General features: G+C 41.6%; 24 protein-coding genes. 15 read left to right on the top strand and 9 right to left on the bottom strand.

Going from position 1 to position 19,318, the window contains the following annotated elements:
* Nucleotides 1-24: 24 nt before the first annotated feature.
* The 11 genes from ligA (at nucleotide 25) to ACFRAK_RS11005 (ending at nucleotide 11,681) form a co-directional block, all read left to right on the top strand.
* On the top strand, nucleotides 25-2,031 hold the full coding sequence (gene ligA, locus ACFRAK_RS11055) for an NAD-dependent DNA ligase LigA (protein WP_394571736.1): 2,007 nt from the start codon (nucleotides 25-27) through the stop codon (nucleotides 2,029-2,031).
* Between the two features lie 11 nt (nucleotides 2,032-2,042).
* A complete protein-coding gene (locus tag ACFRAK_RS11050; RefSeq protein WP_387601640.1) occupies nucleotides 2,043-3,212 on the top strand; it encodes a CamS family sex pheromone protein in 1,170 nt (389 codons plus the stop codon).
* A 375-nt stretch (nucleotides 3,213-3,587) separates the two neighbouring features.
* Entirely contained in the window at nucleotides 3,588-3,878 is a 291-nt protein-coding gene (gatC, locus tag ACFRAK_RS11045; RefSeq protein ID WP_076372748.1) for an Asp-tRNA(Asn)/Glu-tRNA(Gln) amidotransferase subunit GatC, read from the top strand.
* A 12-nt stretch (nucleotides 3,879-3,890) separates the two neighbouring features.
* Nucleotides 3,891-5,351: an Asp-tRNA(Asn)/Glu-tRNA(Gln) amidotransferase subunit GatA gene (gene gatA / locus ACFRAK_RS11040; protein ID WP_230301323.1), complete on the top strand. Its 1,461-nt coding sequence runs from the start codon at nucleotides 3,891-3,893 to the stop codon at nucleotides 5,349-5,351.
* Between the two features lie 12 nt (nucleotides 5,352-5,363).
* Complete coding sequence (gene gatB / locus ACFRAK_RS11035; protein WP_076372752.1) at nucleotides 5,364-6,791, top strand: Asp-tRNA(Asn)/Glu-tRNA(Gln) amidotransferase subunit GatB; 1,428 nt, start codon at nucleotides 5,364-5,366, stop codon at nucleotides 6,789-6,791.
* Between the two features lie 166 nt (nucleotides 6,792-6,957).
* Complete coding sequence (locus ACFRAK_RS11030; RefSeq protein ID WP_387601645.1) at nucleotides 6,958-7,500, top strand: RNA polymerase sigma factor; 543 nt, start codon at nucleotides 6,958-6,960, stop codon at nucleotides 7,498-7,500.
* On the top strand, nucleotides 7,497-7,970 hold the full coding sequence (locus ACFRAK_RS11025; RefSeq protein WP_387601647.1) for a hypothetical protein: 474 nt from the start codon (nucleotides 7,497-7,499) through the stop codon (nucleotides 7,968-7,970). Before ACFRAK_RS11030 ends, ACFRAK_RS11025 begins: the two co-directional genes overlap by 4 nt.
* Nucleotides 7,963-9,033, top strand: a complete 1,071-nt coding sequence (locus ACFRAK_RS11020; RefSeq protein WP_387704869.1) for a hypothetical protein — start codon at nucleotides 7,963-7,965, stop codon at nucleotides 9,031-9,033. The genes ACFRAK_RS11025 and ACFRAK_RS11020 overlap by 8 nt, the downstream gene beginning before the upstream one ends.
* A complete protein-coding gene (locus tag ACFRAK_RS11015) occupies nucleotides 9,030-9,953 on the top strand; it encodes a hypothetical protein (protein WP_387704867.1) in 924 nt (307 codons plus the stop codon). The genes ACFRAK_RS11020 and ACFRAK_RS11015 overlap by 4 nt, the downstream gene beginning before the upstream one ends.
* Nucleotides 9,954-10,128: 175 nt before the next feature.
* Complete coding sequence (locus tag ACFRAK_RS11010) at nucleotides 10,129-11,043, top strand: diacylglycerol kinase (RefSeq protein WP_260288233.1); 915 nt, start codon at nucleotides 10,129-10,131, stop codon at nucleotides 11,041-11,043.
* A 62-nt stretch (nucleotides 11,044-11,105) separates the two neighbouring features.
* Nucleotides 11,106-11,681, top strand: a complete 576-nt coding sequence (locus ACFRAK_RS11005; protein ID WP_387601655.1) for a GNAT family N-acetyltransferase — start codon at nucleotides 11,106-11,108, stop codon at nucleotides 11,679-11,681.
* Nucleotides 11,682-11,725: 44 nt separating this feature from the next.
* Here ACFRAK_RS11005 and ACFRAK_RS11000 read toward each other — a convergent pair whose 3' ends face one another.
* Nucleotides 11,726-11,944: a hypothetical protein gene (locus tag ACFRAK_RS11000; protein ID WP_076372766.1), complete on the bottom strand. Its 219-nt coding sequence runs from the start codon at nucleotides 11,942-11,944 to the stop codon at nucleotides 11,726-11,728.
* Nucleotides 11,945-12,133: 189 nt separating this feature from the next.
* Here ACFRAK_RS11000 and rlmD point away from each other — a divergent pair, with 189 nt between their 5' ends.
* Together rlmD and ACFRAK_RS10990 are read left to right on the top strand one after the other, a co-directional pair.
* Entirely contained in the window at nucleotides 12,134-13,504 is a 1,371-nt protein-coding gene (gene rlmD, locus ACFRAK_RS10995; protein ID WP_387601658.1) for a 23S rRNA (uracil(1939)-C(5))-methyltransferase RlmD, read from the top strand.
* 399 nt (nucleotides 13,505-13,903) lie between these two features.
* On the top strand, nucleotides 13,904-14,479 hold the full coding sequence (locus tag ACFRAK_RS10990; protein WP_387704883.1) for a YitT family protein: 576 nt from the start codon (nucleotides 13,904-13,906) through the stop codon (nucleotides 14,477-14,479).
* Here ACFRAK_RS10990 and ACFRAK_RS10985 read toward each other — a convergent pair whose 3' ends face one another.
* The 7 genes from ACFRAK_RS10985 to ACFRAK_RS10955 all read right to left on the bottom strand — a co-directional run bounded on the left by ACFRAK_RS10985 (nucleotide 14,480) and on the right by ACFRAK_RS10955 (nucleotide 18,210).
* Nucleotides 14,480-15,340 (bottom strand): DUF421 domain-containing protein, encoded by an 861-nt coding sequence (locus ACFRAK_RS10985; RefSeq protein WP_387601661.1) that lies wholly within the window; start codon nucleotides 15,338-15,340, stop codon nucleotides 14,480-14,482. It abuts the gene before it with no gap.
* Nucleotides 15,341-15,369: 29 nt separating this feature from the next.
* The gene (locus ACFRAK_RS10980; protein WP_260288238.1) at nucleotides 15,370-15,576 is read right to left on the bottom strand and encodes a DUF1657 domain-containing protein; all 207 of its coding nucleotides are present in this window, start codon (nucleotides 15,574-15,576) and stop codon (nucleotides 15,370-15,372) included.
* 12 nt (nucleotides 15,577-15,588) lie between these two features.
* Complete coding sequence (spoVAE, locus tag ACFRAK_RS10975) at nucleotides 15,589-15,939, bottom strand: stage V sporulation protein AE (protein ID WP_260288239.1); 351 nt, start codon at nucleotides 15,937-15,939, stop codon at nucleotides 15,589-15,591.
* A complete protein-coding gene (spoVAD, locus tag ACFRAK_RS10970; RefSeq protein WP_387704865.1) occupies nucleotides 15,936-16,955 on the bottom strand; it encodes a stage V sporulation protein AD in 1,020 nt (339 codons plus the stop codon). Before spoVAD ends, spoVAE begins: the two co-directional genes overlap by 4 nt.
* Complete coding sequence (spoVAC, locus tag ACFRAK_RS10965; protein WP_260288241.1) at nucleotides 16,955-17,434, bottom strand: stage V sporulation protein AC; 480 nt, start codon at nucleotides 17,432-17,434, stop codon at nucleotides 16,955-16,957. The genes spoVAD and spoVAC overlap by 1 nt, the downstream gene beginning before the upstream one ends.
* Before the next feature lie 23 nt (nucleotides 17,435-17,457).
* Nucleotides 17,458-17,922 carry a YhcN/YlaJ family sporulation lipoprotein gene (locus tag ACFRAK_RS10960; protein ID WP_387704881.1) on the bottom strand — a complete coding sequence of 155 codons (465 nt, stop codon included), beginning with the start codon at nucleotides 17,920-17,922 and terminating at the stop codon, nucleotides 17,458-17,460.
* A gap of 84 nt (nucleotides 17,923-18,006) precedes the next feature.
* Complete coding sequence (locus tag ACFRAK_RS10955) at nucleotides 18,007-18,210, bottom strand: DUF1657 domain-containing protein (protein ID WP_053344237.1); 204 nt, start codon at nucleotides 18,208-18,210, stop codon at nucleotides 18,007-18,009.
* Between the two features lie 119 nt (nucleotides 18,211-18,329).
* On the opposite strand from ACFRAK_RS10955, the gene ACFRAK_RS10950 reads away from it, so the two are divergent.
* Both ACFRAK_RS10950 and ACFRAK_RS10945 read left to right on the top strand, forming a co-directional pair.
* Entirely contained in the window at nucleotides 18,330-18,458 is a 129-nt protein-coding gene (locus ACFRAK_RS10950; protein WP_387704863.1) for a hypothetical protein, read from the top strand.
* Between the two features lie 40 nt (nucleotides 18,459-18,498).
* Nucleotides 18,499-18,612 carry a hypothetical protein gene (locus tag ACFRAK_RS10945; protein ID WP_394571735.1) on the top strand — a complete coding sequence of 38 codons (114 nt, stop codon included), beginning with the start codon at nucleotides 18,499-18,501 and terminating at the stop codon, nucleotides 18,610-18,612.
* A gap of 127 nt (nucleotides 18,613-18,739) precedes the next feature.
* Here the strand turns inward: ACFRAK_RS10945 and ACFRAK_RS10940 are convergent, their stop codons facing one another.
* Complete coding sequence (locus tag ACFRAK_RS10940; RefSeq protein ID WP_387602104.1) at nucleotides 18,740-19,072, bottom strand: hypothetical protein; 333 nt, start codon at nucleotides 19,070-19,072, stop codon at nucleotides 18,740-18,742.
* Nucleotides 19,073-19,318 lie beyond the last annotated feature (246 nt).

Raw genomic sequence — 19,318 nt, 5'->3', positions numbered from 1 at the left:
TCTTCTTTAGAAAGGATTGAACGTATGGACTTACAAGCTGCAGAGAAGAAAGTTCTAGAACTGCAAACGTTATTGAACCAATACAGCTATGAATATTATGTAATGGACCAGCCATCAGTACCTGATGCTGAATATGATCGGCTACTCCGTGAACTTATTGAGTATGAGGAGAAATTTCCGGAACTGCAAACGGCGGACTCACCGACACAACGGGTCGGTGGCGCCATTTTGGATATGTTTGAAAAAGTAGAGCATACCACACCGATGCTTAGTTTAGGCAATGCCTTCAATGAAAGTGACTTACGGGATTTTGACAGAAAGGTCAGACAATCCGTAGGTGACGATTTTTCCTATGTATGTGAATTGAAAATTGATGGACTTGCCGTCACTCTTCAATATGAGAATGGATTTTTCGTAAGAGGGGCAACTCGTGGAGATGGAACGATCGGTGAAGATATTACCGCTAATTTGAAAACGATCAAGTCGATTCCATTGAAGTTGCGGGAGCCGGTTGCCATAGAAGTGCGCGGTGAGGCCTTCATGCCAAAAAAATCATTCGAATCATTGAACAAGGCCAAAGAAGAACGCGGTGAGGAACCATTTGCAAACCCACGAAATGCGGCTGCCGGTTCGTTAAGGCAGCTTGACCCAAAACTCGCTGCAAAACGGAACTTGGATATTTTCCTTTATGCGATTGCCAATTTTGGGGAAACAGGGGTCCGTTCCCACAGTGAGGGTCTGGATTTATTGGATCGCCTCGGGTTTAAGACGAATCGGGAAAGAAAAACATGCTCCAATATAGAGGAAGTAATAGCTTATATAGTAGAATGGACGGAGCAACGTCCAAACTTAGCCTATGATATTGATGGAATTGTCGTTAAGGTGAATTCCCTTGAACAGCAGGATGAATTAGGTTTTACTGCAAAAAGTCCGCGATGGGCCATTGCTTATAAATTCCCAGCTGAAGAAGTCATTACAACCCTAAGGGATATCGAGCTGAATGTGGGCCGTACGGGTGTATTGACTCCGACCGCAGTTTTGGATCCCGTTCGGGTAGCAGGTACGACTGTGCAGCGAGCTTCACTTCATAACGAAGACTTAATCCGTGAAAAGGACATCAGAATCGGAGATCAAGTGGTCGTGAAAAAAGCGGGCGATATCATTCCAGAGGTGGTCAATGTACTGGTAGAGCGCCGTACAGGGGAAGAAGTCGAGTTTAAGATGCCGGCTGAGTGCCCGGAATGCAGCAGTGAACTTGTCCGGCTGGAGGGAGAGGTTGCTTTACGCTGCATCAACCCGAAGTGTCCTGCACAAATAAGGGAAGGCTTGATTCACTTTGTTTCCCGTACAGCAATGAATATAGACAGTCTTGGTGAAAAAGTGATTAGCTTGTTGTTTAAAGAACAACTCATACAAGATGTGGCTGATATTTATAAGCTTACATACGATCAACTGATTGCTTTGGAAAGGATGGGGGAGAAATCCGTCAATAAACTTCTTCAAGCAATCGAAGCTTCGAAAACCAATTCGTTGGAAAAATTACTATTCGGGCTGGGCATTCGCCATGTTGGTTCAAAAGCGGCCAAGACACTGGCACGGGAGTTCGGGACGATGGAAGCCTTAAGCAAGGCGAGCCGTGAAGACCTAACGTCCATTAATGAAATTGGTGATAAGATGGCCGATTCCATCGTAGCCTATTTTGAATTGGAAGAAGTCCATGCGTTACTCAATGAATTGGAAGCAGCCGGTGTGAACCTTACGTTTAAGGGGCCAAGAGCTGTTGTCATTGAAGAAATCGATTCCATTTTTGCCGGTAAAACAGTCGTTTTAACGGGTAAATTGCATCAGTTAACACGTAACGAAGTAAAAGAGAAATTAGAGGCGCTAGGAGCTAACGTTGCTGGAAGTGTCAGCAAGAAAACCGATTTGGTAATAGCTGGCGAAGATGCCGGTTCCAAACTGGAAAAAGCGGAAAGCCTAGGCGTCATGGTATGGGATGAAGAGAGACTGATTGAGGAACTAAATAAATAAGAGGTGTAGCTATGAGGAAACACTCTATTTTGGGGATGATTCTTATACTGCTTCTTGCTGGATGTGCGCCTAGTTTTGAGGATAAGCAAGAGGTAGTTCAAGACTCCAAAGACAAAAAAGAAACGGCAATTATTCCGAAGTATAAAATTTCGGATGAATACTATCAAACAATCCTACCGTTTGAACCATCAAAAGCACGCGGTTTGGTCGTATCCAATCTAAATACCCGATATGACATTGAAGAATTCGAAAATGGATTGATGCGGTTGGCCCAAACCCAATTCGACCCGGAAGATTACCTGTTTCAAGAGGGGCAAATGCTGGATAGTTCCACGATATCTTCTTGGTTGAACAGAAAATATACCGATAGTCAGTTGAAAGAAAAGAAGATGAAGGCCTCAGAGAACCTTGGCTTGAATCCGGTTGATCCAGGTAAAGGAGACATTGATAAGCGGAATGAAGATAATCCAATTTATCTTGCTCATATTTTAGAACATAATTACTTGGTCAAAACAAAGGATAATTCAGTGAGCCTAGGCGGGGTTGTAATAGGTCTTGCGTTGAATTCAGTGCATTACTATCAAAAAGAGGCATTCGGTGCCACCTATGAAAATAAAATCGATAGTAAAGAGCTAAAGCAAGAAGGGGAGAAAATTGCTGCAGAAGTATTAAAAAGGCTGCGTAAAATGGACAAGCTGAAAAATGTTCCGATTACGATTGCCCTATTCGAGCAAAATGAAAAATCCTCAGTAGTCCCTGGGAATTTCATTTCCTATACAAATATCGATAAAAACTCTGACAATATTGGAAAATGGACGAACTTGAATGAAGAGTATTTCCTATTTCCTTCTGCTAGTGCTGAAAAAAAATACCGCGATGACGTCAATACTTTCACGAACTTTAAAGAAGATGTCGAAGAATACTTCCCTAACTTTAATGGAGTCATCGGCAGGGCGTTCTATATGGATGATCAATTGCAAAGTCTGAACATCGATATCCCGATTCAATTTTATGGGAACTCGGAAGCGATTGGCTTTACCCAATATGTTGCGGGGCTTGTAATGGAACGTTTCCCGAACTACATTGCCGTACAGGTATCCATTACCTCTGTAAATGGACCTGAAGCGCTCATAGTCCGTGAAGCAAATCAAGACGAACCAACCGTGCATATATACGAATGAAAAAAGATGAAGCTTAACGGCTTCATCTTTTTTGTGAATAAAATTTGGAGCTATTTTTTGCGAATTTGAAAATATCTCTTAACTTAGAACAAAAATATATAATAGGAAGTAAACCCTTCCATCTTAGGAAGCAAATGCATGATAAAGGGAACATTTGTCGAATTTCACAGGCCTTATTGTCATTTCCCCGGAAATTCCGGCAACTTCCCCATATTTCCCGGAAAATATCTCTTTTTCCTTATGAAATAATTGATTTTCGACATTGTATCTCTTGTTGCTTTACTGTGCAATAGTTTGATATGATTTAAACGATGATTATATGGAGAAAAGCGACGAAATTCAGTCGATTTGGATATTTTTTCGGAGGTGAAGAGAATGTCACGTATTTCTATGGAACAAGTTAAACACGTTGCCCATTTGGCTCGTTTGGCCATTACGGAAGAAGAAGCACAACAGTTTCAGCATCAGCTTGACCAAATGATTTCATTCGCGGAGCAGTTGAATGAGCTTGATACGGATCAAGTAAACCCGACTTCTCACGTTTTGGATATGAAGAATGTTATGCGCGAAGATGTCGCAAAACCAGGATTGCCAGTAGAAGAAGTAGTTAAAAATGCACCGGATAGCAAAGAAGGGTATATCCGTGTACCATCTATAATTGAATAAGGAGGGACAATGATGTCGTTGTTCGAACAAAAGGTTTCTGAGCTTCATGAACGCTTACATAAGAAAGAGATAAGTGTCACTGATCTTGTTAACGAATCGTATAAGCGGATCGGACAGGTAGAGGACAAGGTGAAGGCATTTTTGACACTTGATGAAGAAAATGCCCGCAGTCAAGCAAAACGATTGGATGATCAATTGGTAAAAGGCGAGAACGAAGGCGCTTTATTTGGTATGCCAATCGGAGTGAAGGATAATATTGTCACTAAAAATTTGCGTACGACTTGTGCGAGCAAAATTTTGGAGAACTTTGATCCAATCTATGATGCAACCGTTGTTCAAAAACTGCAAAAAGCAGAAACGGTTACGATCGGAAAATTGAATATGGATGAGTTTGCGATGGGTTCCTCTAATGAGAACTCCGCATTTCAAGCAACACGCAACCCATGGAACACGGAATATGTGCCAGGAGGTTCTTCGGGTGGTTCAGCTGCATCTGTCGCTTCCGGTGAAGTCCTATTCTCTTTAGGTTCCGATACGGGTGGTTCAATCCGCCAACCAGCTGCATATTGTGGAGTTGTCGGCTTAAAACCTACATATGGACGGGTTTCCCGCTTCGGACTTGTAGCTTTTGCGTCCTCATTGGACCAAATTGGGCCGGTCACAAGAACGGTTGAAGATAACGCTTATTTGCTTGAAGCGATTTCAGGTGTAGATCCAATGGATTCGACCTCTGCTAATGTTGACGTGCCGAGTTTTGTGAATTCATTAACAGGCGATGTTAGAGGATTGAAAATAGCCGTGCCTAAAGAATATCTTGGTGAAGGCGTTGGCGAAGAGGCACGTAATTCCGTACTTGAAGCGTTAAAAGTATTAGAGGGGCTTGGAGCTGAGTGGGAAGAGGTATCCTTGCCGCATTCCAAATATGCCTTAGCTGCCTATTATCTGCTTTCTTCATCTGAAGCTTCGGCTAACCTTTCACGTTTTGACGGAGTGCGTTACGGGCATCGTACAGATAATGCAGAAACTCTTATAGAAATGTATAAGCAAACCCGTGCAGAAGGATTCGGTGACGAAGTGAAACGCCGTATCATGCTTGGAACATTCTCCTTAAGTTCCGGTTATTATGATGCTTATTATAAAAAGGCTCAAAAAGTGCGTACGTTAATCAAAAAAGACTTTGAAGATGTTTTTGAAAAATACGATGTCATCGTTGGGCCGACTACACCTACGCCTGCATTTAAAATTGGTGAGAAAGTCGACGATCCACTAACGATGTATGCCAATGATATCTTGACGATTCCAGTCAACCTTGCTGGTGTACCGGGTATATCCGTGCCATGTGGATTCGCAGCGAATGGGCTTCCGCTTGGACTGCAAATGATTGGAAAGCATTTTGATGAAAGTACGATTTACCGCGCGGCTCACGCATTTGAGCAAGCAACAGATTTTCATAAACAATTTCCTAAGCTGTAAGGGGTGAAAAAAATGGACTTTGAAACGGTGATTGGTCTAGAAGTACACGTAGAATTAAAAACGGATTCTAAAATTTTCTCGGCGAGCCCAAACCATTTTGGTGCCGCTCCAAATAGTAACACGACTGTAATCGACCTAGGTTACCCAGGTGTATTGCCTGTCGTCAATAAAAAGGCTGTTGATTTTGCAATGAAGGCTGCAATTGCCCTGAATTGCGAAGTGGCGGAAATTACGAAATTCGACCGGAAAAACTATTTTTACCCGGACAATCCTAAAGCATACCAAATTTCACAGTTCGATCAGCCGATCGGTGAGCATGGTTGGATTGAAATCGAAGTGGGCGGCAAGAAAAAGAAAATTGGCATTACCCGCATTCATATGGAAGAGGATGCTGGAAAGCTGACACATAAAGGGAATTATTCACTTTGTGATTATAACCGCCAAGGTACGCCACTTGTTGAAATCGTATCTGAACCGGATATCACTTCCCCGGAAGAGGCTTATGCTTATCTGGAAAAGTTGAAATCGATCATTCAATACACCGGCGTTTCCGATTGTAAAATGGAAGAAGGCTCACTTCGCTGTGATGCAAACATTTCCTTGAAACCTGTCGGGCAAAAGGAATTCGGTACGAAAACCGAATTGAAAAACTTGAACTCATTCAACTTCGTTCGAAAAGGATTGGAGCATGAGGAAATCCGACAAGCGGAAATCTTGAATGAAGGCGGCATAATCGAACAGGAAACTCGCCGGTTCGACGAAGCTACAGGCAGAACGGTATTAATGCGAATTAAGGAAGGCTCCGATGATTACCGTTACTTCCCGGAACCGGACTTATTGACAATCCATATCGATGAAGAATGGAAAGCACGTATCGCTGCCGAGATCCCGGAACTTCCGGATGCCCGGAAAAAACGTTATGTCGAAGAGTTCGGCTTACCTGAATATGATGCAGCCGTTTTAACGGTAACGAAAGAAAGTGCCGATTTCTTTGAAGCGACAGTCGCTTCAGGCGCGGATGCGAAACTAGCATCCAACTGGATCATGGGTGAGGTTTCCGCTTTCTTGAATGCAGAAGGTAAAGAGCTGCATGATGTCAAATTGACTGCTGAATCGTTGGCTGGAATGATCAAGCTGATTGAAGATGGCACGATTTCTTCTAAAATCGCTAAAAAAGTTTTCAAAGAATTGATTGAAAACGGCGGAGATGCTGAAACGATCGTCAAGGAGAAGGGACTAGTCCAAATTTCCGATGAAGGCGCATTGCGTACAGCCGTTGAAGAAGCATTGAATAATAACCCGCAATCGATTGAAGACTTTAAGGCCGGTAAACAAAAAGCAATCGGCTTCCTAGTCGGGCAAATCATGAAAGCGACAAAAGGACAAGCCAATCCACAGCTTGTTAATAAAATTTTGGTGGAAGAAATCAATAAACGTTAATTATGACCGTATCACTTTTAAAGTGGTACGGTTTTCTCTTGGTTAAGAAAAGGGTTCACTGTGAAAGGCATAAAAAAAATTTTAATTTTTTTTTGAGTTATCTGTAGGGTGACTCCCTTTTGTGTCGTCTATTACATGAATGTTTAACAGGAAAGGAGGAAGAGAAGTGACGGATGAGTTAGTTGAGAAGGTTAGGGCTGGGAATGAGCATGCATTCCGAATATTGATCGAAACTTATAAACAGACGGTTTATAGAACCGTTTATTCTGTCTTGCGGAATCAAAAGGATGCAGAAGATGTTACTCAGGAAGTCTTTATCAAAATCTACACTTCTCTTTCTCAATATAAGAACCAAGGTTTCAAAACTTGGATTACCCGAATTGCGGTCAATCATGCAATCGATCTAAAAAGAAAGAGGGAACGCCAAAAGGAAGAATTGCAGGACGAACATTCATCGGAAGCAAATATGGGCTTAACTGATGATGTCGAGGCAGTATTTTTTCGGAATGAAAGGCGAAAGCAAGTATTACGGAAGCTGAATGACCTTCCAGAGGGATATCGGGATGTTGTATATGGCTATTACATAAAGGAAAAGACATTCAAGCAAATTGCAGAAGAACAGCAGATTCAGGTGAAATCTGTGGAGGTAAAGCTATATCGGGCAAGAAATTGGATGAGAAAACATTGGAAAGAGGAGGATTTTTCATGAATCATGTTCCTGAAGCAGAATGGGTTGCATATTTGGCAGATAAAATACCAGAGGCTCTAAAAATTGAATATGAAAATCATCTATACTCCTGTGACAAGTGTTTGTCCGCCTATATGGAAGCGATGGAAATAGAAGAAATCAGTCAGGGCATTGAAGGATTTGATATTGATATTGCAGGTCCTGTCATGGACTCGATTAGCCGATTAAAAGTTGGTACTGTTGAAGGGGAAAAGCAACACCGAAAAGAGAAATCACTTCGGACGATAACAAGACATTATCTGATTGCTGCCGGGTTTACGATCTTATTGATGGCAGGCGGAGTATTTCAATCATTGACAGAATACATGGATTCTGTGGAATCAAGCAGTGAAAAGGAAACACAGTCCTTAACCGATGGACTTATTGATAAAACATTTAATTGGATGGAAACTATCGAAAAGAAAAATAAGGAGGGGTTTAGTAATGAATAAAAGTCCGGTTTTAGCTTTTTTATTATCTTTTCTGCCAGGTTTCGGACATTTTTACCTAGGAAAGAAATATAAAGGGTTATTTTATTTTCTTGCCACGGCTGGATTGGGGCTTGGTGGTCTTCTTCTTTCGTTAATCAGTCATTCGGATGCGTTTCTGGCTTTTTCCATTATTGGAATGGTGTTTTATTTCATCAGTATATTTGATCTGGTGGTCACCTCACTGAGGAACCCTAAAAGTGAAGAGGATGTAGGGGGAATGGCAGATCAGCCGGAAACGGAAAGATTTTATGTAATCATCCTATCATTCGTTCCTGGATTAGGGCATTTTCAGCTGGGCCTCATGAATCGTGGGCTTATTTTTCTCATAGGCTTTTTAGGCCTTGGCATCATGGTGATATTCATCAGTGTGATGACACAAATGGAAGGTCTGTTAATTTTCATGGCACTATTGCCTGTTATCTGGATTTACAGCTTTTTTGATTCTGTTCAACAGCTGAATAAAAAGCAAAGGGGCGAGGAGCTTATCGATCGGACCGTTTTGGAAGATTTCGAGGAGAGGCGGGAATCCGGGAAGAAGAGTAAATCGGTCGCGACTTTATTCGCTATTTTCCCTGGTGCAGGTCACTTATATTTGGGGCTGCAAAAACGTGGGATACAATTGATGGCCGGCTTTTTATTCGCCATTTATATACTGGATTTACTCAGGTTAGGCTTCTTCTTTTTCCTTATTCCGATTATCTGGTTTTATAGTTTTTTTGATGGATTGCAAAAAGCCTCAAAAATGGAAGAGGGTCCAGTAGAAGATACGCCCATCATTTCTGGAATGGTCAATCATCAAAAATGGGTAGGATTTGGGTTGGTGGGACTTGGAATTTACTTCTTGGCCAGTAATATTATTGTCCCGGCCATTGCTCCTCATTTAGATGAATGGATTGGAAGCAACTTGGAATACTGGTTTAGAGATTATTTTCAAAAAGGTCTTGTATGTATCCTTCTTATAGGCGGGGGAATCAAATTGCTGTCGGGAAGTAAAAAAGGGAGAGCCAAGGAGGAGACAAAATGAGAACATGGAGAGTCGGAACGATTTCAATGGGGATCTCCCTGCTTGGTTTGGGTTTGGTTTTACTGGTTTCTCAAATTGCGGATATGAATTTGACGACGATTCTGCTATCATGGTGGCCGTTGCTGTTCATTATCTTGGGTGGAGAGATTCTACTTTATATTTATTTTTCGAGAAAAGAAAGTTCTTTTGTAAAGTATGATATTCTTAGCATTCTTTTCGTGGGATTGCTTGGAACGACGGGAATAGTTTTAATTCTGCTAACATCAAGCGGATTGATGGATCAAGTCAGGGCTGCCGTGAATAGTGAAGAGAAAACGGTCAATTTGCCTGGTTTCAATCAAAACGCAGGGAAAGGCATACAGAGAGTTGTCCTGGACTCTGGTACATACCCATTGACTATTGAAAGTGGTAATGACGGGAAAGTTTCCGTTTTTGGAACATATGGTGAGCGGGTAATGAAAGATGCTGATACGTTGTTGAAGAAGTCGGAAGATTATTTACTCGTTGAGAGAAGTGGTGATACGCTTTATATTAGCTTCAAGGATTTGCCGATTCAAAATGGACTTTTGGACAGTGGTGCAAAGAATCTTAAAGCAACTCTTATAATCCCTGCTGAGTTGGCAGTGGAGATAGACGGACAAAGTACCGATCTTGTCTTGAAGCCTAGAAAACTCTTGAATGACTGGAGTGTGAAGGATAGCGGAAATCTAAGTGTATTCCTTCAGGATAATAGTGATATCAAGATAGATGCTAGAGGGGTCGAGGAACTTGAAGGTCCAAAGAATGGCTGGAAGATGACTGAAGTGAAAGAAACAAGTGAAGAAGGCATTGTAAAAAAGAATGGGATACTCAATATGGGTAAAGGGAAACATACTTTAACGGTTACCGATACATTTAACGTGAATGTTCAATATCCATGAAATCATTTACTAGAATAAAATTGTAAAAAGCATTATAATTTCCCTGATACGATTTCTAGTAAAATGCAAAAGATATGGACCGAAATACGGTCCTCTTTTTTTCGAATATTGCTTTTCATGTAACGAAGGATTAAGATGTAAATTATGGAATCAATATATATAAGGATGATGGGAAATGAAAAGAGCAAGGTTGATTTACAACCCGACTTCGGGCCGGGAAGCCATTAAGAGGAGCCTGCCAGGTGTGCTAGCAAAACTTGAAGAAGCTGGTTATGAAGCTTCTGCACATGCGACGACCGGCGCTGGGGATGCGACGAAAGCGGCTAAGATAGCGATTGAACGCGGCTATGATATAGTTATTGCAGCAGGGGGCGACGGTACGATTTATGAGGTTGTTAATGGACTGGCCACTGCAGAGAAACGTCCAAAACTAGGAATCATTCCGACGGGAACGACTAATGATTTCGCGCGGGCGCTGCATTTACCGAAGACGATCGAAGGGGCGGCGGAAATTATTGCCAGTGGGCATACGATGCCAGTCGATATTGGAAAAATGAATGATAGGTATTTCATCAATATTGCTGGCGGAGGCAGATTGACCGAATTGACCTACGACGTGCCGATCAAGCTGAAAACCATGCTTGGTCAGCTAGCGTACTATATTAAAGGAATTGAAATGCTTCCTTCAATTAAGCCGACGGAAGTTTCTATTGAATATGATGGAAAGATTTTTGAAGGAGAGATCATGCTTTTCTTGGTGGCTAACACAAATTCGGTCGGCGGCTTCGAGAAACTGGCTCCTGATGCCTCTTTGAATGATGGGATGTTCACGTTGCTTATTTTGAAAAAGGCAAACCTCGCTGATATTGTCCGTGTCGCGACATTGGCAATGCGCGGTGAGCATATCCATGATAAGAATGTCATTTATGAAAAAGCCAACCGAATTAAAGTACATGCCAAAAAGGACATGATGCTTAATTTGGATGGGGAATTTGGCGGGATGGCCCCAGCTGAATTTGTAAATCAGTACCGCCATTTTGATGTATTCATCCCGCAAGGAATATTGCCGGACGATCCGGCTAATAAATAGGGTGAAAGGGCCACTGAATCTGGTGGCCTTTTCAGTTTAATAAAGCAAGGAGAATTGCAAACATGTATATCAGGAAAGCGACACCGGAAGATGCGGACAAGGCAGCCGTATTGACCCGGTTAGCGATTAAGGAAATTGCAGAGGTTTTGACAGGCGAAAAGGAAGAAGAAAGAATACTTTCCGTTCTTGCCGATTTGTTCAGGAAAAGTGGGAATCGGATCAGTTATGAAAATACGCTTGTCAGTGAACATGATGGACAAGTATCAGGATTGATCATTGCTTACCATGGCAAGGATGCCGAAAGCTTGGATGAACCGATAGTGAAACAATTAAGGATGAAAATGAAAGACCCTAGCGTTACGCTCGATAAGGAAGCGGAAATGAGGGACTTTTATTTGGATACTGTGTCCGTTGACCCGAATTTTCAAGGAAAAGGAATTGGTAGTGCGCTGATTCAATATGTAGAGGGATACGCTAAACAGAAGGGATATCCAAGAATTTCTTTAGTCGTTGAAAATGAAAATGAAGCGGCGAATCGTCTCTATAGCAGATTAGGATATAGGGAAATGAAGACCATTTCGATTAGCGGCCATGAATTTCGCTATATGGTGAAGAAAATAGAAGAACCCCCTGTTTAACAGGGGGTCCTTTTTAGTCATTTGGAATTTGGCACTGAATGCGATTACATTTGCTGCCCGTTCATGGCTGCCCAATCAGAGTAAACTCCGGTGCCATTACAGCCGGGACAGTCGTGTATATCGGAAAAATGATATTCCGTAGGTACGAAGGAGCTGTATCCACGTCCGTAACAATCCGGACAGAGGCCTTTTTCCTCCATACTTGCTCGGTGTTTTTCTAGCCTTGTAGCATTCCAGGCTGATATAGAGTTAAATAATCCCATTTCCTCACCTCATCTGTTTTTCCTTATTTTTCATTTTTTAATGAACTTTTATTCATGGAACTATGAAAAATCCGTAATTCCTTCCACTATATTTTTATGAAAACCAGGGCGAATTGGTGAGTGGTTTTGTGGCAAGGCCTCAATTGTGGTAAAATACAGGCTAGCATAAAAAAGAAAAGAGAAGATGATATGAAAAAAACAGCACCGGTTGCTAAAAATGATATTATAGAGGTTTTATTTGAAGATTTAACACATGAAGGAGCTGGCGTCGCTAAAGTCGATGGCTACCCGATCTTTGTTCAGAGCGCCCTTCCAGGTGAAAAAGCAAAAATTAAAGTGATGAAGGCCAATAAAGGTTATGGCTTCGGACGCTTGATGGAGATTATCGAAAACAGTCCTTACCGGGTTGAGGTCACGACTGAAGATTACCATAAATACGGTGGTTGTCAGCTGCAGCATATGAGCTATGAAGGACAGTTGAAATTCAAGGAAAGGCAAGTGCGTGAAGTGATGACACGCATCGGGAAACTTGAGGATGTGAAGGTTCACCCGATCATCGGGATGGAGAACCCGACCCATTATCGTAATAAGGCGCAAGTGCCTGTTGGTGAAAAGGATGGCAAGCTAATAGCAGGGTTCTTCAAACCGCGGACACATGAAATTGTTGAAACGAAAGAAAGCATTATCCAAAATGAAGTGATCAATGAAGCCGTTCAAGTTGTTAAAGAGATTTTCAGTAAACTTGGTATCCCTGCTTACAATGAAGAGGCACATAAAGGTGTATTGCGGCACATCATGGCCCGTTATGGCAAGCAAACAGGTGAATTAATGATCGTTCTCGTTACAAGAACGAAAAGTATTCCTTTCATCGAAACAATTGTAAAGGAAATCGTTGAACGTCTTCCTCAAGTGAAATCCATCGTTCAAAACGTGAATTCCAAGAAAACGAATGTTATTTTAGGCGATAAAATGACTGTACTATGGGGCGATGAAGTGATCCATGATATGATCGGTGATGTGAAATTTGCGATATCAGCAAAATCATTCTATCAAATCAATCCGGACCAAACGAAAGTCCTTTATGATAAAGCTCTTGACTATGCAGGGCTGACTGGTGAAGAAACGGTGATTGATGCCTATTGCGGCATTGGAACCATCTCTTTATTTTTAGCTAAAAAAGCGAAAAAAGTAATCGGTGTCGAAGTGGTCGAAGAAGCGATAGAAGACGCACGCCGCAACGCTGAATTGAATGATATCTCAAATGCAGAATTCATGGTTGGCGATGCAGGTAACGTTATTGCTGAATGGTATCAAAAGGGCAACACTGCAGATGTCATCGTTGTGGATCCTCCTCGCAAAGGCTGTGAAGAGTCCCTACTGAATACGATCATCGAGATGAAGCCAAATAAAGTCGTATACGTATCATGCAACCCAGGCACTCTGGCGCGTGATCTTCATATCTTGGAAGAGGGCGGATATAAAGCAGTTGATATCCAGCCTGTCGATATGTTCCCAATGACGACACATGTTGAAAATGTAGTGTTATTAGAATTGAAGTGATGGAATGGGGCCCGGTCTAAATGACCGGGCCCTACAGTTTTTTTTGCTTGTACAATTTGAACGTTGATTTCAGCTCAAGAAACTCGTTTTCCGCGGGCAATCAGGGAGCCTCCTGGGGTCTCTCCCTGACGCGTTTTCTAAGCAGGAGTCTCTCATACCCGCTCCAATCCACTTTGTTATAACATTTATAGATAGAAACCATACCCTGAGAAGTTGAAGGTGTTGTTTTGGGGCAGATGGTTCGGGAACATCATGTGATGAAAGATATGTGTTCCGAACCCCTCCGGACCCTTTTTTCGATTGAAATGAAAGGATGGGGATTTTTTTTTGAATGGATATTCTTGACGCTCTGACTTGGACATATAGTAAGGATATATATAATGTGAGGCAGGTGATTTTATTAATTTTCAAAAAGCGTTTGCTGTAATTGTTGGTAGCTTTTTGGTGGGTATGGGAATCAATGGCTTTTTAGTTCCGCACCATTTAATAGATGGCGGCGTTATCGGGATTGCACTCATCCTTCATTATTTTTTTGGGTTTAAAACAGGGCTATCCATGTTGATCCTCAGTATTCCCATATTTTTATATGCCTGGTCCTATGAAAGGTCTTTTTTCTATAGCAGTGTTCACGGATTGCTTCTGACATCCCTATTTATGGATTGGCTTAATCCATTGAAAAAAGTCTTTTCCATGTCGATACTAACAAGTTCTTTGATTGGCGGTGCCATCATAGGGATGGGGATAGGTCTCATGCTTCGATATGAGACAAGCAGCGGGGGAACGGATATGTTAGCCAAAATCATTTCCAAATCTACCTCTATAGACATTGCTTTGGCCATTATCCTCATAGATACGTTAATCATTTCCGCTGCCGCCTTCACCTTAGGTATAGAAATTTTCCTTTTTTCATGTGTGACGATCTTCACCATTGGGCTGATCACTTCTCTTATGAAAGTGAGGAAATCAATACGTTAATCAGTTTCTTAAGATATGGGCTACGTCATTTATTGCCTTTTGCAGTTTTTCGCTATTTTTGTTATACATCTCTTTAGCTTCGTTTGATTCAGTTCCAAGGGCAAATAATTCTAAGTCTGCCTGGCATTTTTTCAAGGTTGCGAGCATTAAAGGTTTTTCTTGAGGAGATGGCACTTTAATTTTATCATCAAAAAGGTCCACGAATAATTCTCCATTTGAGTTTGCTTGTCCAAGAAAGACATTTTCGATGGTTACGCCTAGCTTATCCAATTCGGTATTCAGCCAATTTCGGTTTAGGCCAATTGTGGAAAGTGGTTCATCAAGGACTTCTCCATCCATAATGACAGTCTGATTCTCCTTGACTGCAGCAACTGTCATTTTTAAATCTTTTGCTGTTAGAGGTTGGTCTTCTTTCTTTAACAGTACGGAAAAATCACCGTTAGCCTCTAATAAGGCAAACTCGACTGTTGATATATCAAAGACATCCTTACTTCGGAGTAACCACAATAATTCATCGGTTGTATACTTTTCCTTTTTTAAATTGGCCTCCATGACTTTTCCATCTTTAATAAAAATTGTTGCTTTCCCTTCGACTAAATCACGAACAATTTTGCTTTTCATGGAAAGTAATCCTGCAATGAAAGGAGCAAATGCAAAAACGAGAATGGAAAGTACACCATGAACAATATTACCTTCAACCTTTGTGGCTAACTCTGCGCCAACATTCCCGATGGTTATGCCAGTGACGTATTCAAAAAAGGAAAGCTGAGATATTTGTTTTTTGCCTAACCATTTTGTGATTAAAAAAAGAACAATTAAGAAAAATACTGACCGTAAAACGATTTCTAACCATTCAGGCATAACTTGGCCCCCCTGCAATTCCTAGGTATTTAAAACCCTTTATATTGTGGTTCTTCCCGTTCTAACTCACCCACTCGTTTTTGTACATCCTTCATTATTTCATTCACCACCAGCATCGTTTCATGCAAGGTGCGTTTAGATTCATCATCTTGAGTCCGGAGTGCTAAGCTGGATAAGCCTGCCTCAACTCCTTTTAGGCTAGAGACACATTGTTTTACATCAGAAGCTATCGTCATAGAGCATCCTCCTTATCCTTTAGGTCTAAAAATAATGGCGCCTATCATACCAAAAATGATGGCAGCTGATACCCCGGCACTGGTTACTTCGAACATGCCAGAAACGACACCGATCAAGCCATGTTTTTCAGCTTCGGCTAATGCTCCGTGTACAAGGGAATTTCCAAAACTGGTAATGGGCACTGTCGCTCCTGCACCCGCAAAATCGATGAAAGGTTCATATAATCCAAAACCATCCAAAATTGCTCCCGTAACAACGAAAGTACATAAAGTATGGGCAGGCGTGAGTTTAAATACATCAAACATTATCTGTCCAATTACACAAATAGAGCCCCCGACGACAAAAGCCCAAAAGTAAATCATAGTCGTGGTTCACCGCCATATTCAATTGATACGGCATGGGCAATGCATGGAATCGTCTCATTTTGTTGAAAGGAAAGGGGAGATAACAAGGCACCGGTAGCCACGACGAGCATTCGTTTTATTTCACCCTTTTTCATGCGATTTAATAAATGACCATAAACAACGGTCGCGGAACATCCAGGTCCGCTTGCCCCAGATAGGACCGGTTGATCATCCTTGTAAATCATTAAACCGCAATCTTTATATTGCTCTTTCTTAATGGGAGTCCCATGTTTTTTAAATAATTCCAATGAAACTTCATGACCAATCTTTCCTAAATCTCCGGTTACTATTAAGTCATAATAGGAGGGGTCGATGTTTCGTTCTCTTAAATGGGTCTCAATTGTATCGACAGCTGCTGGGGCCATAGCCCCTCCCATATTAAAAGGATCGGTCAATCCCATGTCAACTATCCTCCCGATTGTGGCTGAAGTGACTCTTGGGCCATCCCCGGCACTGCTTAATAATGCGACGCCTGCCCCCGTAACGGTCCATTGGGCTGTTGGAGGCTTTTGCCCACCGTATTCAGTTGGGTAGCGAAATTGCTTTTCAACTGCGGCGTTATGACTTGATGCTCCTGTCAATAAGTAATCTGCCCCTTTGGTATTGACAAGGTATGCTCCGAGAGCCAGTCCTTCCATCGAGGTTGAGCAAGCTCCAAATAAGCCGAGATAAGGTGTTCCCAATGTTCGACAGGCAAAACTCGTAGGGGTTATTTGATTGATAAGGTCGCCTCCAAGGAAAAATTGGATTTGTTCCTTCTGAAGACCCGCCTTTTCTATTGCTTTTGTACTCGCTTCTTCTATGAGGATTTTGTGAGCCTTTTCATAGGAATCTTGATTTAGCCATAAATCGGAATGAAGTAGATCGAAATCATCAGCAAGCAAACCGTTTGCTTCAAATGGACCACCAACGGTTCCGGTGGAGATGATGACAGGCTTTTGATCAAACACCCATGTGCGATGCCCCGTAAGCATTATAAACCACCCCATTGTATGAGTATTGTTTTTATCATTGCTACGATAAAAGCGGAAAATACACCGAATAAGATAACGGATCCAGCCAATTTGAACATATTGCCGCCCACTCCTAACACGAAACCTTCCGTCCGGTGTTCAATTGCCGCCGATATAATGGCATTCCCGAATCCCGTAAGCGGCACAGCAGAACCAGCACCGCTAAATTGGGCGATTCTGTCATACACCCCAAATCCGGTGAGAAGCATGGCGATGAAAATTAATGTGCCTGCAGTTGGGTTTCCAGCTGTCTGGTCCGTGAAGTCAAAGTAATGGATATAAAAGTTTGAAATGACCTGTCCGATCAGGCAAATTATACCGCCGGTCATAAATGCTTTTACGCAGTTTAGCAGTATTGGCCTTTTGGTTTCCAGTTGGTGTTGGAGTTGCTGATATTCCTGTTGGACAGGAGTCAGTTTTTTCTTTTTATTATTTGACATTTTCGTATCACTTCTTTCATTTGTTACGTTTTTTCATTCAATAAGGATTTGATCCTTTTGAAATCCCTATTTAAGGAGTCCAGCTTAGTATGGTCTTTCTCAAGTTTCTGCTCCAGGTGCTCCAGTTCTATAAACAACTTTTGATCTGTTGAGACCAGGATTTTATAATCAGGAAACATGTCTTCCAGTTCTGTTTGCGATTTCTTTTTAATCTTTTTTAAGCGTAGTCGATCGAAGTTTTCCACTTTAATGGCAACTAGCAGTTCCTTATTGGAATTCACGGCTTTTGCATCCGAGACTTCGTCCTGATTCACTAGCTTATCTTTAGCTTGATTGGCAACCGTTTGGTCAATTGGATTGCTAGTATGTACTTTGGATATATTCAAGCCCCGGTCCTTATTAATATCTGTTTGACTGGAATTTGCCGAACATCCTGTCATAAGCAAAATGATTAATATGGAAAAAAAAGGAGTGGAGCGGTTTAGCATGTATGGCAAGGGATCGTCTCCTTATAGATGGATTAAAGATATAAAAAAGGTTGGTTGCCTCAACCAACCTTTTTTTATGATTTCTTATTGCTTATATTGTGGTTCTTCTTGCTCAATCTGATCAATACGAGGTGAAACACTGTCAACAATCGATTGTGTTTGTTGAGCAGCTTGTTGGTAAAGTTGTTTTGCTTGCTCGTTGTCTGTTGAAAGGGCAAAGGTTTCGAAGCTTGCTTGAGCACTTTTTAGTCCAGCTAAAGTCGTCTTAACATCACTAATTACTGTCATGGTGTTACCTCCTTGTTTTTTAACTGCCCTATTAGATTAAGGAAAAGATGATTTAATATACCTTCCAAATTTCTCTAGGTAATTTAATATCCTCTTTCCATTAATCAAACTTTCGATTAATGGAAAGGGCCTTATTGGAAGAAGGGTTAGTTCGTACGAAGAGTAATGTGAACATTCTCATGAAGGTTTTCGATGATATTACAATCGGAACGCTTTGTTATTTCGTCGTTGACTTTGGATTAATGTAAGGAACGGATTAAATTTCGGGCGTATCTTATTTTTGTTGTAATGATGATGGCACTCATCTATCCGATTGCCGGCCACTGGGGGATAGGGTGGCGGCTGATTAAGCGAGATGGACATGCAGGAGACTTCGCAGTTCGGCGGTCATTCATGCACTAAGGGTTTAGTGGTCCTTTAAAATTAATCAATCGTTTGATTAAATTCATTTATTGGAATTACTGATTACCGAGTCCTTCCGATAAAAGTTAGAATAAGCAGGGCCCATAATGAGCTCCTGCTTTTTGTATTAAAAGCCATCCTCTGTTGCGTTGAATGGAATGTTTAAGTTTCTTTCAACGGCACGAAGTCTTTGGTTTAGTCGGTTTAGCCTATTCGTATGGCGTTGATCATTTCGACTTATCCTGGTTACTTCCTGGATAACACGGCCCACTTCTCGATTCATCCGTGTGATTTCTTGGTTTTGCCGAGTGAGTTCCCTCGTTTGCCTCTCATTTTGCCGCTCAAGTTCCCGGACTCTTCTTTCAAGTTGTTGAGGTTCCCTTTCAACATCGAACTGTTCGGGCACTTGGCTATATGAATTATCTTGAACCTGCTGAAGGTTCCAATCTTGCTGTGGCATGTAATCAAATCGTTCAGGCTGTTGGAAATATGGGTTATAATTAGGCTCAAAGTACTGGTGATTTCCATTTTGTTGTGAATAAGGGTAAAATCCGTATGAATTCATCGTCAACTCTCCTTTTTAAAATTCAGGATGGATACTTTATAACTTATGTAAGTTCCGATGAGGTGACTAGGCGTTAGCCCATACTGGGGAGAAGAGTTAATTCACAGAAAAAATTTCAATAAATTTGCAGAAACCATCCGG

The sequence above is a fragment of the Peribacillus sp. NPDC056705 genome (assembly GCF_043656335.1).
Note: the sequence above shows the minus strand (reverse complement) of the source record. Positions and strands in the feature narration are given on the sequence as shown.

What these genes read in the sequence shown, in the direction of transcription:
- ACFRAK_RS10945 (WP_394571735.1), top strand. Translation starts at nt 18,499, where the DNA reads ATGATGATGGCACTCATCTATCCGATTGCCGGCCACTGGGGGATAGGG.
- ACFRAK_RS10960 (WP_387704881.1), bottom strand. Translation starts at nt 17,922, where the DNA reads ATGCTAAACCGCTCCACTCCTTTTTTTTCCATATTAATCATTTTGCTT.
- ACFRAK_RS10940 (WP_387602104.1), bottom strand. Translation starts at nt 19,072, where the DNA reads ATGCCACAGCAAGATTGGAACCTTCAGCAGGTTCAAGATAATTCATAT.
- spoVAC (WP_260288241.1), bottom strand. Translation starts at nt 17,434, where the DNA reads ATGTCAAATAATAAAAAGAAAAAACTGACTCCTGTCCAACAGGAATAT.
- gatB (WP_076372752.1), top strand. Translation starts at nt 5,364, where the DNA reads ATGGACTTTGAAACGGTGATTGGTCTAGAAGTACACGTAGAATTAAAA.
- ligA (WP_394571736.1), top strand. Translation starts at nt 25, where the DNA reads ATGGACTTACAAGCTGCAGAGAAGAAAGTTCTAGAACTGCAAACGTTA.
- ACFRAK_RS10955 (WP_053344237.1), bottom strand. Translation starts at nt 18,210, where the DNA reads ATGACAGTAATTAGTGATGTTAAGACGACTTTAGCTGGACTAAAAAGT.
- rlmD (WP_387601658.1), top strand. Translation starts at nt 12,134, where the DNA reads ATGAAAAAAACAGCACCGGTTGCTAAAAATGATATTATAGAGGTTTTA.
- ACFRAK_RS11020 (WP_387704869.1), top strand. Translation starts at nt 7,963, where the DNA reads ATGAATAAAAGTCCGGTTTTAGCTTTTTTATTATCTTTTCTGCCAGGT.
- ACFRAK_RS11015 (WP_387704867.1), top strand. Translation starts at nt 9,030, where the DNA reads ATGAGAACATGGAGAGTCGGAACGATTTCAATGGGGATCTCCCTGCTT.
- ACFRAK_RS11010 (WP_260288233.1), top strand. Translation starts at nt 10,129, where the DNA reads ATGAAAAGAGCAAGGTTGATTTACAACCCGACTTCGGGCCGGGAAGCC.
- ACFRAK_RS10950 (WP_387704863.1), top strand. Translation starts at nt 18,330, where the DNA reads ATGGAAAGGGCCTTATTGGAAGAAGGGTTAGTTCGTACGAAGAGTAAT.
- gatA (WP_230301323.1), top strand. Translation starts at nt 3,891, where the DNA reads ATGTCGTTGTTCGAACAAAAGGTTTCTGAGCTTCATGAACGCTTACAT.
- spoVAD (WP_387704865.1), bottom strand. Translation starts at nt 16,955, where the DNA reads ATGCTTACGGGGCATCGCACATGGGTGTTTGATCAAAAGCCTGTCATC.
- spoVAE (WP_260288239.1), bottom strand. Translation starts at nt 15,939, where the DNA reads ATGATTTACTTTTGGGCTTTTGTCGTCGGGGGCTCTATTTGTGTAATT.
- ACFRAK_RS11005 (WP_387601655.1), top strand. Translation starts at nt 11,106, where the DNA reads ATGTATATCAGGAAAGCGACACCGGAAGATGCGGACAAGGCAGCCGTA.
- ACFRAK_RS11000 (WP_076372766.1), bottom strand. Translation starts at nt 11,944, where the DNA reads ATGGGATTATTTAACTCTATATCAGCCTGGAATGCTACAAGGCTAGAA.
- gatC (WP_076372748.1), top strand. Translation starts at nt 3,588, where the DNA reads ATGTCACGTATTTCTATGGAACAAGTTAAACACGTTGCCCATTTGGCT.
- ACFRAK_RS10980 (WP_260288238.1), bottom strand. Translation starts at nt 15,576, where the DNA reads ATGACGATAGCTTCTGATGTAAAACAATGTGTCTCTAGCCTAAAAGGA.
- ACFRAK_RS11025 (WP_387601647.1), top strand. Translation starts at nt 7,497, where the DNA reads ATGAATCATGTTCCTGAAGCAGAATGGGTTGCATATTTGGCAGATAAA.
- ACFRAK_RS10985 (WP_387601661.1), bottom strand. Translation starts at nt 15,340, where the DNA reads ATGCCTGAATGGTTAGAAATCGTTTTACGGTCAGTATTTTTCTTAATT.
- ACFRAK_RS11050 (WP_387601640.1), top strand. Translation starts at nt 2,043, where the DNA reads ATGAGGAAACACTCTATTTTGGGGATGATTCTTATACTGCTTCTTGCT.